This window comes from Paenibacillus sp. FSL R7-0179, assembly GCF_038002265.1.
In the GTDB taxonomy this organism is placed as follows: Bacteria; Bacillota; Bacilli; order Paenibacillales; family Paenibacillaceae; genus Paenibacillus_AQ.
In genome coordinates, this window is the sequence record NZ_JBBOCC010000002.1 from 2,618,945 (window position 1) to 2,634,233 (window position 15,289).

General features: G+C 54.3%; 13 protein-coding genes. All 13 read left to right on the forward strand.

Features of this window, described 5'->3' with window-relative positions; genetic code table 11:
- The first annotated feature begins 29 nt into the window (after window positions 1-29).
- Window positions 30-554 carry a CDP-diacylglycerol--serine O-phosphatidyltransferase gene (gene pssA, locus MKX63_RS27865; protein WP_341021776.1) on the forward strand — a complete coding sequence of 175 codons (525 nt, stop codon included), beginning with the start codon at window positions 30-32 and terminating at the stop codon, window positions 552-554.
- A gap of 6 nt (window positions 555-560) precedes the next feature.
- Window positions 561-1,055 (forward strand): DedA family protein, encoded by a 495-nt coding sequence (locus MKX63_RS27870; RefSeq protein WP_341021777.1) that lies wholly within the window; start codon window positions 561-563, stop codon window positions 1,053-1,055.
- A gap of 124 nt (window positions 1,056-1,179) precedes the next feature.
- Window positions 1,180-4,299: a GNAT family N-acetyltransferase gene (locus MKX63_RS27875; RefSeq protein ID WP_341021778.1), complete on the forward strand. Its 3,120-nt coding sequence runs from the start codon at window positions 1,180-1,182 to the stop codon at window positions 4,297-4,299.
- 20 nt (window positions 4,300-4,319) lie between these two features.
- Window positions 4,320-5,192 (forward strand): amidohydrolase family protein, encoded by an 873-nt coding sequence (locus MKX63_RS27880; protein WP_341021779.1) that lies wholly within the window; start codon window positions 4,320-4,322, stop codon window positions 5,190-5,192.
- 618 nt (window positions 5,193-5,810) lie between these two features.
- The gene (locus MKX63_RS27885; RefSeq protein WP_341021780.1) at window positions 5,811-6,566 is read left to right on the forward strand and encodes an alpha/beta fold hydrolase; all 756 of its coding nucleotides are present in this window, start codon (window positions 5,811-5,813) and stop codon (window positions 6,564-6,566) included.
- A 38-nt stretch (window positions 6,567-6,604) separates the two neighbouring features.
- Window positions 6,605-7,732: an NAD(P)/FAD-dependent oxidoreductase gene (locus MKX63_RS27890; protein ID WP_341021781.1), complete on the forward strand. Its 1,128-nt coding sequence runs from the start codon at window positions 6,605-6,607 to the stop codon at window positions 7,730-7,732.
- 161 nt (window positions 7,733-7,893) lie between these two features.
- Window positions 7,894-9,492 (forward strand): ABC transporter substrate-binding protein, encoded by a 1,599-nt coding sequence (locus MKX63_RS27895; RefSeq protein WP_341021782.1) that lies wholly within the window; start codon window positions 7,894-7,896, stop codon window positions 9,490-9,492.
- Window positions 9,489-10,478, forward strand: coding sequence for an ABC transporter permease (locus MKX63_RS27900; RefSeq protein WP_341021783.1), 990 nt, complete (start codon window positions 9,489-9,491; stop codon window positions 10,476-10,478). The genes MKX63_RS27895 and MKX63_RS27900 overlap by 4 nt, the downstream gene beginning before the upstream one ends.
- The gene (locus MKX63_RS27905; protein WP_341021785.1) at window positions 10,475-11,344 is read left to right on the forward strand and encodes an ABC transporter permease; all 870 of its coding nucleotides are present in this window, start codon (window positions 10,475-10,477) and stop codon (window positions 11,342-11,344) included. Before MKX63_RS27900 ends, MKX63_RS27905 begins: the two co-directional genes overlap by 4 nt.
- A complete protein-coding gene (locus MKX63_RS27910) occupies window positions 11,341-12,105 on the forward strand; it encodes an ABC transporter ATP-binding protein (RefSeq protein ID WP_341021786.1) in 765 nt (254 codons plus the stop codon). The genes MKX63_RS27905 and MKX63_RS27910 overlap by 4 nt, the downstream gene beginning before the upstream one ends.
- On the forward strand, window positions 12,096-12,848 hold the full coding sequence (locus MKX63_RS27915) for an ABC transporter ATP-binding protein (protein WP_341021787.1): 753 nt from the start codon (window positions 12,096-12,098) through the stop codon (window positions 12,846-12,848). The genes MKX63_RS27910 and MKX63_RS27915 overlap by 10 nt, the downstream gene beginning before the upstream one ends.
- 25 nt (window positions 12,849-12,873) lie before the next feature.
- Entirely contained in the window at window positions 12,874-13,938 is a 1,065-nt protein-coding gene (locus tag MKX63_RS27920) for a pyridoxal-phosphate-dependent aminotransferase family protein (RefSeq protein WP_341021789.1), read from the forward strand.
- On the forward strand, window positions 13,935-15,092 hold the full coding sequence (locus tag MKX63_RS27925) for an amidohydrolase family protein (protein ID WP_341021791.1): 1,158 nt from the start codon (window positions 13,935-13,937) through the stop codon (window positions 15,090-15,092). The genes MKX63_RS27920 and MKX63_RS27925 overlap by 4 nt, the downstream gene beginning before the upstream one ends.
- Window positions 15,093-15,289: the final 197 nt, after the last annotated feature.

Here is a 15,289-nt window from a genome sequence, read left to right on the forward strand (position 1 = left end):
ACTAACTTGTCAGGAAAGGAGTGAACAGCATGAAATGGAGCTGGCTGCCTTCAATGTGCACACTGGGAAACCTGGGCTTCGGATCAATATCCCTGCTATTCACGATTGAAGAACGTTATGATCTTGCTTTATTAATGATACTTCTGGCTGCGATATGCGATGTTATGGACGGACTGCTCGCCCGGATGCTGCATTGCACCAGTGATTTTGGCAAACAACTGGACTCTTTGGCGGATATTATTTCTTTTGGCATCGCTCCCGCCTTTCTTATTCTGCTATACCGGCTGGAAAATGTGCAGTGGGTCGGACCTGTGGCTGCGGTTGCATTCCTGATCTGCGGGGCGCTGCGGCTGGCCAGATTCAATATCTCGGCTCCTTCTAAGGGCTTTGTGGGCATGCCGATTACGGCAGCCGGATTGCTTCTGTCGATGACCACACTTATAGGTGAGCGGCTGAAGCCGGAAATGCTCATTTTAATTATGGGACTATTGTCCATACTGATGATAAGCAGGTTTCCATTCCCTTCATTTAAAAAATTCGGTAACAGGAAGTGATTGTTCATGCCATGGGTCATCGAGATGATCTCACAATACGGTTATATAGCTATATTCGCGCTGCTGGCGCTCGGGCTTCTCGGACTTCCCGTTCCCGATGAGCTGCTGACGCTGTTCGTTGGCTATCTATCCTCTACCATGGTGCTGGATTTCTCGCTTTCGGTTCTGGTCTGCTTCATAGGCTCGATTACAGGCATGCTGATCAGCTATACCATCGGTCTCAGAGTGGGGCAGCCTGTCGTAGACCGGTATGGAAAATGGGTAGGCCTGACGCCCAAAAGGTTCGCCTATGTCAAACGCTGGTTTTTCCGGTTCGGCAACTGGACGATATTCATCGCTTATTTCGTTCCGGGTATCCGGCATGTGACGAGCTACATCTCGGGCATCAGCGCCATGTCCTTCCGAAAATATTTAATGGTCACCCTGGCCGGTGCCTTTATCTGGTCACTCCTGTTTGTCTCAATTGGCTATCTGATCGGTTCGAGGCTAACCTTTGCCTAAATAAGTAATAATCTTTTATAATCAAACAGGAACTTACAGCGGCTTAACGTTCTGTTATATACTGCAAGTAGTATTTATTGCTATGAAGCTAGGAATTATAGCGATCTTAGGAGGTATGACTGTAATGCCCGAATTACAAGAGATAGTGATTGAAGAATATGTGCCGGCTAAGCATGCCGCTTCCATTGCCGAGATGTGGAACAGAAGCGCAGAGAGCTGGGGCGGAGACGGAGCGTACCGGACCGAGGAAAGCGTGCTGCGTGAACACGAGAACAGCCCGATGCTCAAGTTGTTCCTGGCGGTAAGCGGCTCAGAGGTCATCGGATATTGCAGCTTCTCCCACTATAAAGAGGATACCGGGGCGCTCTATATCGCTCTGCTCAACGTGAGACCGGACTACCATGGACGCAAGGTGGGCAAGGCGCTGGTAAGGCGTTCGATTGAAGAGACAATTAAGCTCGGCTGGCCGCGGCTGGATCTCTATACGTGGCCTGGTAATGTCAAGGCCGTGCCTACGTATAAGAAAAGCGGGTTCTTCTGGGAGAACCGGGATGACACCACTCACCTGATGAACTTCATTCCCTCGGTGCTTCAGACCGGAGCGGTGAAGTCTTATTTCGAGAAGATAGACTGGTATAACGACAGCATTCGTGAAATCAAGGTGGAGCCTGACGGTCATGGGGAAAACGGCTTTGACTATTTTACATATGAATGGCTGAAGGCTGGTCTATCGCTGAAAATGGAATATGAGCGGACCGGCCGTGGCCTGCGCCTGATCGAGACGGAGGATTACCGGATACAGGTAACGATTCCTGCTCAGCATGAGCTGCCGTTTGGTGCGGAATACCCTGTCATTTACGAAGCCGTGAACAAAAGCGGTAAGCCCCTGTCGCTTCAGATTAGCGGTAAAAGCAATGCGCAAATCCGCATGGAGCTGGACGCTGCCCAGGAAATTGAATCCGAGGCGCGGATCGAAGGCCGCTTCTTCATCCATCCGGTGGAGGAGGAGCAGGATCTCTATCAGACCCACCCTGTGGTGGAGGCAGAACTGCTCATTAACGGCCTGCCGGCTGTATTCAAGCTGGGCATTAAGCCCAAATTCCCGGTTAAGGTCAAGCTCCAGGTACCTGACAGAACGCTTTTCGCGGGCGAAGAGGTAGAACTGGATGTAACGGTGGAGAATGAGTACAGCACAGACACCGTGTTCAGCTTTGAGCTGCCGGAGGACGAGATTCTGTCGTTCAGTCAAAAGCGATACACGTTAGAGGTTCCGGCGAAGAGCCGGAGAACCGTCACCGCAGCAGCCCGGCTGCTCGGGTACGGCATTTGGCACCATACGGTGAGCATCCGCAGTGCAGAAGAAGGAGCGGGTTCCGCCATTCTGGAGCAGGAGCTGAGCCTCGTTTTCACTGGAGCAGAGACGGCTTTTGGCGGCAAAACCGACAAGGATTGGATTATCAGCAATGGACGTTATTCGGCCGTACTGAACAAAACGAATCATTGGCTTACTTTTTTCCAGAACCGTAAATATCTGATGAACCTGCCTTATCCGAAGCTTGGCCTGCCTTATACGAATGAGTTCAACAAATTCTCGGCGCTGGATGTGAAGATCTCCAGAGATCAAGAGGCTATCGTACTTGAAGCTACTTATGAGGCCGGCATCAGGGAAGGCCTGCTGCTGACGATGATTGTGAAGCTGTTCAGCAACGGGATAGTCTCCCGTAATTTCAGAATCGACAACCCGCAGGATTCCGGTCAGGAGGAAGAGCTGTTCCTGAAGGACTGCTTCCGCTTCGGTCTGCATGGTGGAGTCATCCCTTACCGCGGCAAATATATAGATCTGAGCGCAGGGGTTGAAGCCTCCAGCCCGGATTACTGGGAAGCGCAGGAATTCACGGAGAACTGGATGTTCGCTAAGGATGAAGGCTTCTCCAGAGGGATTAGCTGGCCGTCAGAGCTCAAGCTGATCCAAGAGTCATGGATGCATGCTGTGGAGCATTCCCTGGGACGGATTCCTGCTGGCGGACAGAAGGAGACGCTGCCGCTGCGGATCGCGCTTGGTACCTGGGACCATTGGCAGGACTTCCGGGCCTTTGCACTGCAAAGCGGCAACAAGAATGCTGAAGAAGTGACCACAACAGAGCAGCTGGAGCTGAGCTTGAATAACGGGAATCCGTTCATTAGCAGAGAGGCTAAGCTTCTCCTTAAGGACCTGAAGAAGAGCTATCTGGCGGGTGAGATTCGGCTCTCTTCCGATGCAGGCAGCATAGAAGAAGCCCGGATCACGGTATTAGAGGAAGAGAAGCTCAGAGAAGCTGCTCTGCCGCTGACAGTTCCAGCAGGAGCAGCCCCGGATGTGCTGACCCTGCATTTGGATATGGAGAGTTATGTGCAGGATCAATCCTTCCTGGTCTTGCCGGTCGCGGATGTACGTGTCAGGCAGGAAAGGCTCACAGCTGAAGGGGCACAGGTACTGGCTGTGGACAATGGGATTCTGCGGATACAGGCCAGCCCTGACTTCGCGCCGGGATTGTTCTCGCTTGCCCATCAGGGCGAGGAATGGCTTGAATCTTCTTTTCCGCAGCCGGTCGCGAAATCCTGGTGGAATCCTTGGGTGGGTGGTATCTTAACCAGTGTGGAAGAAATCGCCTTACGCAGCTTCATGGAGGAGCCGCTAACGGCTGATTTCGCGGAATTGACTGATAATAAGGGGAACCGCTGGTCGGGGATACGGATGAGCGTAACCATTCAGAAGAATGACAAATACAAAGGGCTTGTATTGCATCAGTATTTCATGCTGCTGCCGGGCGTTCCGTTACTTGCCTCTACGGTACATGTGGAGCAGAATACAGGCGGGCCGCTGCACCCATTGCAGCTTGAGACTTCAACCTTCTATCAGGCCGCTTCTTCCATCAAGGGGGGGAGAGGATACCTCAAGAACAGCAGAGGTGAACAACTGGTATATAAGGCTGGCAAAGTGCAGGCAGGAGCTAAAAGTTCAAACGGACTTCTGCAACTGGGCTCTGAGGAGCGGAAGCAACGCTTGACGTTAATTGCAGCACCTGAGCATTCCTCTCCCTCGCTTATGGTTAATGCAGAGGCAATGTTGTCTTATACGGAGGAGTACCTGCATCTGCAGGATGGCAAAGAGCAATTCAGCAAGCCGCAATTCTATCTGATCTCGGATCTTCAGGTACCTGAACAGGCTTATGGCGATCTGCTATCGATCCGGTTCAAGAAGTGAGTCAGGGAAAGGAAGCTTCTATGAAAATCATTGACGCACATGTGCATTATTCCAATATTGCAGCCTTCCACGAAACGGCGCAGACCTTGGCGCATATCGATTATACCGGCAAGGGACTTCAGGAGGAGTTCCGCCGCAGCGGTGTCATTGCCGGAGTCGGCATGGGCGTGACCGAGACGGTTGCCGGAGCTTTTCCCGATTCCGCTGCCCTGAATCCTATGCTGCTTGATCTGAGCGGGACACTGCCGGACAATCTGTTCACCTGTGTGGGCATTAACCCGCTGACCCTTCATCTGGAGGGACAGCTTGAAGCCCTGGAGCAATCATTGCAGCGGACGGATGTCGTTGGCATTAAGCTGTACGCCGGGTATTACCACTTCAATGTGGGGGACGAAATATATGATCCGGTCTATAAGCTGGCTGCCGCTTACGGCCTCCCGGTGGTCATTCATGGCGGATTGACTTACGCGGACCAGGGATTGCTGAAGTATTCCCATCCGCTGTCCATGGAGGAGACCTTCCTGAAGCACCGGGACATTACCTTCATGCTCTGCCACCTGGGCGATCCTTGGGTCATGGACACCGCGGCCCTGCTGGAGAAGAACCCTAATCTCTACACGGATCTGTCGGGTTGGATTGTCGGCGATAAGGCCAAGGTGGACCGGCTGCTGACCGAGCAGACCTATACCGATCATTTCCGCCGGGCGCTGGTGTTCGCTGAGAAATACGACCGGCTGGTCTTCGGCACCGACTGGCCGCTCGTCCCGCTGGACGCCTATATTACCTTCGTGAAGCACCTGGTGCCTGAAGCCTGTCATGAGGATGTCTTTTATAATAATGCACTCAGAGTGTTCCCTAAGCTTGCGGAGCGGATCAGAGAACTGAATTTGTAATGATGGTTTTTAATGCATGCCCCCGGAATGGTATTCCGGGGGTTTTCGGTTTGTTGCGCCGGGCAGCGGGGCGGGCTACTTCTTCTGACGAACGACCTGTGGTAAGCTGAGATTAATACAGCCTCAGCTTTAAACTGTAATAATGAACCTTAGGGTGTTAAAGTCTGAGTATGAACATCGAGCTGATCCTGGATTGATCCTGGGCTGATATTGAACTGATCCTGAGCTGATCCTGAGTTAATCCTGAGTTAATCCTGAGTTAATCCTGAGTTAATCCTGAGTTAATCCTGCACCCTTTACCGACTTCTGCTCTTAAACTCAACTAGCTGATTGTATTTTCTGCAATAGAAAATGCAAAGCTGACCGTAAAATGAGATTCTATTGTATTTCATACAGTAGAATGTTGTGTTTTGAGTGAAAAATGGCCTTTTTTCAATATTCTATTGCACTGAATACAATAGATGCTATTTTGAAGTCTTTTTTAAAGCATTCTAATGTATAAAATGCAGTTACTATCATTCAAGTGCCTACAGCATCCGAATGACTAATGTGCAAATAAGAAGCTTACTCGTAAAGGTCCGGTAATGGTCTATTCACATTCACAGAGGGAGAGCTATCATGCCATACATACAGGTACACGATCTTGAAATGTTCTATGAACAGATGGGCACCGGAGAACCGGTGATCTTCCTGCACAGTCATTATTCCCGCAGCATGCTGGCCTTCAGCAGCCAGGTTCTGGATTTCCAGAACCAATACAGTTGTTACTTCCCGGATCTGAGGGGGCATGGCAGGACCCGCTGCACGGATCTGGACTGGTCTACTCCACGAATAGCTGAGGATGTCGCCGGATTCATGGATCGGATGAACATTGAACGGGCACATCTTATTGGATACAGTATGGGCGCGGGCGCAGGGCTGTACCTGGCGGTGAATCATCCTGGACGGATTGCTACGCTGACTACGATTGGAACCAGCGGCTTCTGTGAACCGGCTGGGGCCGGAGAGTACGAGCCTGAACAGCTGCTGGCGAATCAGCAGCAAGCCTTCATTAATCAGATGATCGAGAGGCATCAGGAGGCCCATCAGGGGAATTGGCAACATTATCTGCGGCAAACGGTGCAAGACTGGATCAGATACCCGGATCTCACGGAGGAGCAACTGGGCAGTATAACCTGCCCGGCACTGCTAATTTCAGGGGAACATGATCCGTTCGCGGGAGAGGATAGAACTGCAAAGCTCGCTTCCCTCCTCACGAATGCAAGGACACTGATCGTTCAGGGAGCGGGTCACCGCCCGCATATGCTAAGGGAACAGCCCATCCTGGTGAACGATACGATTCTAGTATTCCTTGCACAGAATCCTATCCACTAACACACAAGGGGATTTACACATCCAGAAAGGACGTACAGATGAAGAAAGTCATCGTGATCGGAGCAGGGATTCTCGGGGCATCGGCAGCCTATCAGGTGGCAATGATGGGGGCAGAGGTGCTGATTATAGACCGTCAAGACCCTGGACAAGCTACGGATGCAGCGGCAGGGATTATCTGTCCCTGGCTGTCACAGCGGCGCAATCAGGCCTGGTACCGGCTGGCCAAGGCCGGAGCGGCGTTCTATCCCGAGCTGATTAGCCAGCTTGAGGAAGGCGGCGAAGTGCATACCGGTTATGCCCGGGTTGGAGCGCTTAGTATACATATGGATGAGAGCAAGCTCGACAAAATAGAAGAGCGGGCTCGGATGCGGCTGGCAGATGCCCCGGAGATCGGAGTCGTCACACGGCTTAGCGCACAGGAGACCCGTGAACGCTTCCCGTTGCTGGCGGAAGGATACGCCTCGGTTCATATCAGCGGTGCTGCCCGGGTGGATGGCCGCGCCTTGCGGGACGCTCTGCTTCATTCAGCGAAGCAGCAGGGTGCGGTCATGGTTACCGGTGACGCTGCGCTTGTCTTTGAACCGGGCCGGGTCACCGGAGTCCACGCAGGGGGACACTATTATCCGGCGGATGAAGTGATTATCTGTGCAGGCGCATGGGCGAACCCGCTGCTCCGGCCGCTGGGCATTGACTTCAAGGTGAGCTATCAGAAGGGGCAAATCATGCATTTGCAGGTATCTGACCACAAGGATACGGAAGTCTGGCCGGTGGTGATCCCGCCTAGTGATCAATACCTGCTCGCTTTTGCCCGGCAGCAGATTGTTATCGGAGCTACTCATGAGAATGACGTTGAAGGATATAATACCAGAGTGACCGCCGGCGGGATGCAGGAGATTCTGGCTAAAGGGCTGGAAGCAGCGCCTGGACTGGCGGGCGGTACTTATAGTGAAGTGAGGGTCGGCTTCCGTCCGTTCACTCCGGGATTTTTGCCGGTCATAGGGGCTGTTCCCGGGTGGAGCGGAATCCTTGCGGCTAATGGTCTGGGAGCTTCAGGACTTACGATGGGTCCGTATATCGGTTATCAGCTGGCGAAGCTGGCACTTGGGAGAGAGCCTGATCTGGAGCTGGACGATTATAGCCTTCAGAGAGCCATAGCAGGCGGATGATTACGAATACATTTCCTTCATTGGAACATTATGATTCAATTCGGCTGACCTCATGAATTTTTGTTTGACAGAAGTGAAGGTCTGATCCATAATACAATCCATACTAAACGTATATGATTTATAGGAAGGGTGGATCACACGTGATAAATTTAAAAGCTTCTATGAGAAAAACAGCAGGGCTGGGCACACTCGCGGTACTATTCGTATCGCTGCTTGCCGGCTGCTCCGGATCTGCCAATCCTGCAGATTCCAGTAATGGGGCTAAGGCCAGTACGGCTCCAGCGGCAACGGAAAGTGCAAGCACCGCAGAGCCTGCAACTGGAGGCACCTTCGTGTATGGCCGTCCGGCTTCCGTAACGTCGTTTGATCTGCATAACCAGATTACATCGAATAATGCATTTGCGATTGATAAAGTGTTTGAATCGCTGGTTGCTTTTGACAGCAAGGGTGAAATTACCGATCAGCTCGCAGCCTCGCATAAGATCAGCGAAGATGGCTTAACATACACCTTCGTCCTGCGTGACGGCTTGAAGTTCTCGAATGGTACGCCGGTAACGGCCGCGGATGCGGTGTTCTCTCTGGAGCGGCATCTGAAGGTTGGCGGTCCGCTGGCGATCTCGGCCAAGGTGGATACAGTGAAGGCACAGGATGAGAAGACACTTATCATCACGCTAAAAGAACCCTACACCCCGTTCATCTCGGAGCTGTCCAACTTCTCGAACGGAATCATCCCGAATAACTTCGGCGGCGTGACCGAAGAGGAATTCTTCAAGAAGCCGGTAGGCACCGGGCCGTTCGTGATCGAGACTTGGGACCCGGCAGGTGATGTGACCTTTACCAAGAATACTAACTACTGGAAGGAAGGTAAGCCTTATATCGACAAGCTTGTCTATAAGCTAATTCAGGACGACAGCCAAGCCATCAACCAGTTGAAAGCCGGAGAGGTGAATGCAGTTGAAGCCCTGTCGTTACAGAATGCAGGCGAGATCAAGGACGGTGCAGACACAACGGTGGTTACGAACGGCAGCTGGGTGACTGAGCAGCTCTTCTTCAACACCCTGGACAAGCATTTCTCCGATGTGCATGTCCGCCGGGCGCTGGCGCTGGCGCTTGACCGTGACGGACTGACCAAGGCCTTGACTTTCGGCTATGCACAGACTGCGAAATCCCTGCTGCCGCCAACGATTCCTTACAACGCCAATGATACGCTGAAGACGCTGGATTTCGATGCGGCGGCTGCCAAGGCAGAGCTGGCCAAATCGGCCTTCCCTGACGGCTTCTCCACGAAGCTGCTGGTTGCTTCCGGCAACAGCACCCGGGCCCAGGAAGCCCAGATTATCCAGGCCGCCGGCCAGGCGATCGGGATCAAGATTGAGATTGAATCGGTGGAGCTGGCCACCTTCCGTGAACGCTTCTTCGCTTATGATTTCGCAGCGATGCTGAACAGCGGTCAGGCGGATTCCCCGGAAGCGAACTCGATTCTGGCGTTCCAGACCGACCCGGAAGGCTTCAGCAAATCGTACTGGACGCATTACACGAATGAGAAGGTAACCAAGCTGCTGTATGAAGGCCAGAAGACTGCTGATGGTGAAGGACGGGCTGCCATCTACACCGAGCTTTTACAGACGCTTGCCGATGAAGTTCCTTACATTCCGCTGTACTATCCGGATATTCTGATCGGCGCGCGGTCTTCTGTGGACGGACTTGTGGTTCTGCCTAACGGCAGCATCCGTCTGGAAGATGTCCGGCTAACTAAATGATGAAATCCAAGCTGACCCTGAGCGGTGCAGCTGGAAACAACGGTTCTTACAAGTGGCTGGCCTTAGCCCTTGTAAGAGCCTTACTTGTTATCCTCTGCGTAATGACGGCGGTCTTTTTCCTGATCCGAATTGTACCCGGCGACCCCGCCAAAATGATTCTCGGTGAATACAGCACACCTGAAGCGCTTAAGAATATGCACCACACACTGGGACTGGATCTCTCCTTGTGGGATCAGTTCACCCGGTTCGTGAAGCTGCTGTTCACTCAGGGAGATACCGGGAACTCCATTATTGCCGGCACCTCAACCAGAGAGCTCATTGCAGAGCGTGCTCCGGTCACCCTGCTGCTGATTGTAATAGCTTCGGTGCTTGCGATAATTATAGCTCTGCTGCTGGCAACGGTTGCTGCCACCCACAAGGACAAGCTGCTCGACCATCTGATCCGCATTATTCCAGCGGTTACCCTGGGGATGCCGGTCTTCTGGGTTGGGATTCTGTTCATTCTGTTCTTCAGCGTGCGGCTGGGCTGGTTCCCGGTAGGGGGAATCGGCGAAGGCTGGCCGGGTACGCTCCATAGTCTGGTGCTTCCGGCGGTCACGATTGCTTTTTCACAGATTCCTACGCTGGTCCGCTCGCTGCGTGCACAAATGCTGGAGGTACTGGAATCCGAATTCGTTGTTACTCTCCGTGCAGCTGGAATTCCGTCCAGGGTAATCCTGTTCAAGCATGTGCTGCGCAATTCGGCGTTGCCGACTCTGATGCTGCTGGGAGTGAATGTGTCCTACCTGATCGGGGGAACACTCGTTGTGGAGCAGGTCTTCGGGATCAAGGGCATCGGCAGCCTGCTGTTCACCTCCATCTCGAACAGAGATTTTCCGGTGATTCAGGGGATAGCACTCTATTGTGCACTGGCTGTTGTAATTATCAGTCTGCTGATCGAAATCATCTCCGGGTGGCTTGATCCCAGAACGAAGGGGAAATCATGAATACTACACAGATCGACACAACCCTGCCGGACCTCGGGAAGCCCGCAAGCGGACTCCGAAGAGTACTGAATACCCCGTCACTGCTGATCGGGATCATTATGTTCGCAATACTTATACTGCTCGCTATATTTATCCCTTACTTAAGTCCCTACAACCCGACGGAGCAGAATCTGAGCGCCTTCCTGCAGCCGCCTTCCGCAGCTCACTGGCTCGGTACCGACCAGCTTGGCCGTGATTTGTTCACCAGGCTGATCTATGCCGCCCGGACGGATCTGACGATCATGGTGCTGGCTGAGATTATTCCGTTCTGCACGGGCGTCATGCTGGGCATGATCTCGGGATACTATGGCAAATGGACCGATAGAATCATATCGCTGATCACGGATACTTTTATTGCCTTCCCGTTCTATCTGATCGTCATTATCGTGGCCTTCGCCAGCGGGGCAGGGGAGCGCGGAATCTATATCACCTTCATTCTCGTAGGCTGGATAGTATTCGCCCGTGTGGTCAGAGGACTTAGCGCATCCTTCCGGAAGCAGGAATGGATCGCCTCGGCGCAGACACTTGGTCTGCCCGGACACCGCATCCTTTTGCGTCATCTTCTGCCGAATGTATTGCCGCAAGCCGTTGTCGTGCTGATGACGGATATGATCGGACTCCTGGTAGCCATCGTTACACTGGGGTATCTGGGGATAGGGATTGCCCCGCCTACGCCGGATTGGGGAACAATGATCGCTGACGGACAGCCCTTCATTACCACAGCCTGGTGGCTGTCGGCGGTTCCCGGGTTCGCAGTCGTGTATACGGGAATTGCGCTATCTCTCCTGGGGGACGGACTAGCCGATATTTGGAGGAGAAAAGGATGACAACACAACCTGTGCTTGAACTCGAAGAACTGACACTCGCTGCCTCTTCCACAGAAATCCTGGTTAACAGTGTCAGCTTCTCCCTGGAACGCGGCGAAAGCCTCGGACTGGTGGGCGAATCCGGCTCCGGCAAATCGCTGACACTGCGGGCCATTCTCGGCCTGCTTCCGCGCGGGGTGGAGCAGACTGGGGGAGCGGTCCGCAGCAAGGTGAGCAGTGCCATGGTGTTCCAGGACCCCAGAGGGGCGCTGGACCCGCTATGCCCGGTAGTGAAGCAGCTGACCGAGGTTGTCTATTACAGACAAAGAACCAGCCTTAAGGCTGCACGGCGCATTGCCCTGGAGCTGCTTGAAAGACTCGGCCTTCCAGCTTCGCTGAAGACACAAGACCGCTATCCGGGGCAGCTCTCCGGCGGCCAGTGCCAACGTGTCGTCATTGCGCTGGCGCTGGCCTGCAAGCCGGGCATTCTGCTCTGCGATGAGCCGACCACCGCGCTGGATGTGACGGTTCAGCGCCAGATTATAGATACGATTACGAGTCTTCAGGAGGAGCTGGGCTTCGCTATGGTTTTTGTAACCCACAACCTGGCGATTGCCGCCAATCTCTGCTCCAGACTGGTTGTAATGAAGCAGGGCCGGATCATGGAGCAAGGTGAGACGCACAGTCTGCTGCGGCATCCGGCTGAGGCTTATACACAGATGTTAATGGATTCGGTACTCGCTCTGCCTGAGCTGGAAGGAGGCGGGGGCTCATGGAAGTAGCACTACAGGTGCAGGATGTAACTGTCCGTTATGGCGGGTTCACCGCCCTCGATCAGATCCGGCTGGAGCTTGAGCGGCATACCACGCTGGGGCTTGTCGGTGAGTCCGGCTCCGGGAAGTCTACGCTGGCCCGGGTCATCGCCGGACTGATCACCCCGGATGCAGGACAGCTTCTGCTGGGCGCGGAGCCGTTAGGCAGGAAGCGGAGCAAGACACAGCATAAGCAGATTCAGATGATTTTTCAGAATCCGGATTCTTCCCTCAATCCCAGGCATTCCGTCCGGCAGATTCTGGCGGAAGCCTTGCTGTTCCACCGGATTGTAGAGCGTTCGCAGGTTGAGCGCAGAAGTAAGGAGCTGCTGAGCCGGGTGGAGCTGGATGCCAGATCCCTGGACAGATATCCGCATGAATTCTCCGGCGGCCAGCGCCAGCGGATTGCCATTGCCCGCGCACTAAGTGTAGAGCCTAGCCTGCTGATTGCCGATGAGCCCACAAGCGCACTGGATGTCTCAGTGCAACGCAGTGTACTGGAGCTGTTCCATACGCTGCAAGCCGAGCTTAATCTGACGATGCTGTTCATCTCCCATGATCTGGGAGTCATTCATGCCGTCAGCGATACTGTCGCTGTTATGCGTCAGGGGCAGCTGGTCGAGGTGAATTCGAAGGATGAGTTCTTCGTCCGGCCCCAGCATGAATACAGCCGTGAGCTATTGTCTGCGGTGCCCAAGATGCCGCAATATTGAACATTCAACACATCAGGAGGACTATATGAACCGTCAAACTACAGGATTCGTACCATTGACGTTATCTGAGCTGGACACATTAACACAGCAGCTGTCCCGGTTATTTGGGACACAGCATCCTCCGGCAATTATTCCGGGAGAGGCGATTCTAGGCATTGAGGCGGTAGCAGCAGGAATTGCAGCGCCGGGACGTACGATTCTGAACATAGTAACCGGACCTTACGGAAGCTTGTTCGGAGAGTGGCTTACGCGCGGCGGGGCCACCGTTAAGGAAGTGAAGGTTCCGTTCGACCAGGTGGTTACAGTAGAGGAGGTCGCCGCAGCGATTGAGCTGCATCAGCCGGTTGCGATTTCTTTGGTGCAGGCAGAGGTGGTTACAGGCGGCTCGAACCCGGCGGAGGAGATCTTCAAGCTGGCCCGCAGGCACGACCTGATTACGATAACGGATTCCGTGTCTGCTGTCGGGGGAGAGGCGCTGTCTGTGGATGAGTGGGCAGTAGATTTCGCTGTAATGGGTGCGCAAAAAGCGCTCGCCGGTCCTAACGGAATCAGCGCGGTCAGTATTTCTCCCCGCGGTTGGGCCTTCCTGGAGTCGAACGAACGGGCTCCGCGCAATTCCATTCTGTCCTTGCTGGATCTGCAGCCGTCACAGGATGGCGCTGCGCCGCTCCGCGTCCCGCCGAATATCCCGGTCCTGGAAGCCAGAGCCCTGATCGAAGCCCTGGAAGCTGTTGCCGAGGAGGGACTGTCACAAGTAATCAAGAGGCATGAACGTGCAGCTGCTTCTGCTGTCGCCGGGATCATGGAGCTTGGGCTTGCACCTTGGCAGAAGGACAGCAGGCATTATTCTACGCTGACTACGACTGTCCGGATTGACGAGCAGCCGCTTCTGCTGATCAAGCAGCCTATCGGTATCATAGCTCCAGGGGACGGGGAGTTATTCGGTCAACTGCTGCGGATGAACCATTTCGGAACGAATGCAAGCCGCGAAAGTGTGGAAGCAGCGGTACAGACGCTGGCCAGACTGCTGAAGCTGGATGCTGAACCGGCCGTGCAGGCCGTCCGCCAGGTCTGGGGGGAAGCGGAATGATCCTCAAGCAGCCGCAATTTCAGGCATACACCGGAATCCATATTGCAGGTATCCAGGGAAAACGCTTCGATATCGAGATTACGAACGGGCGGTTCACCGCAGTGGCTGATGCGGCGCCGCAGCCGGAACAGGCGGAAGATGGCTCCCGGCAGCAGCAGCTATGGATCAGTCCAGGCATTCTGGATCTGCACACCCATCTGGCCTGGACTGACTTCGACCATGACGACCAGCTCCGCCGGGACCCAAGAGAGATTGAGGTGATGCAGGCGGAGGCCTTCGCCGCTACCTTGCGGACGGGGGTAACTACAGCCCGCGACGCCGGCGGTATTCTGCCTGCCACAATCCGGCATCTCGTGAAGTATTACCAGCAGCCGCTGCGGGTTGAGACCAGCAGTGAAATGCTGGGAGCTGCCGATGCCAAGGGGATCAAGCATTTGGAGAACCGCCTGACGGAGATCTACGCAACCGGGGCAGGCTGGGTCAAAATCATGGCAACCGGCGGTCTCGGCGCACCGACTGAGAAGGTTACGGAGCCGAACTTCTCCGGGGAGGAATTCGCCTTCATCGTCCGTCATGCCCATGCAAACGGGAAGAAGGTATTGGTGCATACCTGGGGCGGCGTGACGATCGACTGGTCCATCGGGGCCGGTGTGGAATCTATTGAGCACGGGATGTTCATGACCTGGGATCAGGCCGGGAGACTGGCGGAATCCGGCGTGGCTTATGTGCCTACCACTTCCATCTACCGGATTGCCGCCGATCCAAAGGGTGTGCTGGGGCTGCCGCCGGTTATCTGTGAACGTGCAGCCCGTGCAGCCGATGCTCATGCCATCGCGCTCGGATATGCCAGAGAGGCAGGGGTGCGGCTGGGCTTCGGCACCGATTACGCGACGCCTGCGCTGCATGGCTACAACCTGCAGGAATTCGACACCCTGCTGGACTATGGCTTGAGCCGCGCTGAGGCGTGGCGGTCAGCTACAGAAGACGCGGCCGGAATTCTCGGAAGCGGCCATGAGCTGGGCCGGATTGCGGAAGGCTATATTGCCGATGCCGTCATCTACGCCGCCGATCCGTATCAGGCCAAGAATGCGGATCAGCTGCGCACGAGCATTGTTACGGTCATTACCGGCGCGCAGGAGGAGGATTTGCTGTAACAGATGCTTGAAAAGGCTGTCCTTTCTGATGAAGGACAGCCTTCTTGCGGTCTGATGGCCCGCTGGCCAATGTAATCGAAAAACCGATTACATTCGGGCGCTTCGCTGGCGCGTGAGCCAATGTAATCGAAAAACCGATTACATTCGGGCGCTACGCTGGCGAGTGAGCCAATGTAATCGAAAAACCGATTACATTC